This is a genomic window from Acidovorax sp. KPB24-03 (assembly GCF_057546605.1).
Map to the genome: position 1 here is coordinate 1 of NZ_BAAJYR010000931.1, position 594 is coordinate 594.

Below are 594 nucleotides of genomic sequence, written 5' to 3' on the forward strand. Positions count from 1 at the left end.
CGCGCGCGGCGAGATCGCCATCGGCGAGGGGCCGCTGAACCGCGCGGCGTTCGCCATCCACGCGGCACTGCACGAGGCGCGGCCCGACATCGTGGCCGCCGCGCACACGCACTCCACGTACGGCAAGGCATGGTCCACGCTGGGGCGCACGCTCGATCCGCTGTCGCAGGACGCCTGCATCTTCTACGAAGACCATGCGCTGTTCGACGACTTCACGGGCGTGGTGTGGGAAACGGACGAGGGCTTTCGCATCAGCGAGGCGCTGGGCGCGCGCAAGGCGGTCATCCTGAAGAACCACGGCATCCTCACGGCCGGGCCCAGCGTGGAGTCGGCCGCGTGGTGGTACATCGCGCTGGAAAACGCGTGCCACACCCAGTTGCTGGCCGAGGCCGCCGGCACGCCGCAGCCCATCCGGCACGAGGTGGCGCGCCACACCCATGGGCAGATCGGCGGGCCGGGCGGGGCGCATTTCACGTTCAAGAGCCTGTTCGAGACCGTGGTGCGCGAAGACCCCGGGGTGCTGCAGTGAACGCACCGCTCACCGCCGGCCAGCGGGCCCGCACGCTGGCCGCCGAGTTCGGCGCGCGCGCGGCG

General features: G+C 71.9%; 1 protein-coding gene. It reads left to right on the forward strand.

Translation table 11 applies throughout. The features are described 5' to 3' along the window. A partial coding sequence (locus AC27KI_RS26870; RefSeq protein ID WP_487091505.1) for a class II aldolase/adducin family protein occupies positions 1-529 on the forward strand: 529 nt, incomplete at its 5' end. Positions 530-594: the final 65 nt, after the last annotated feature.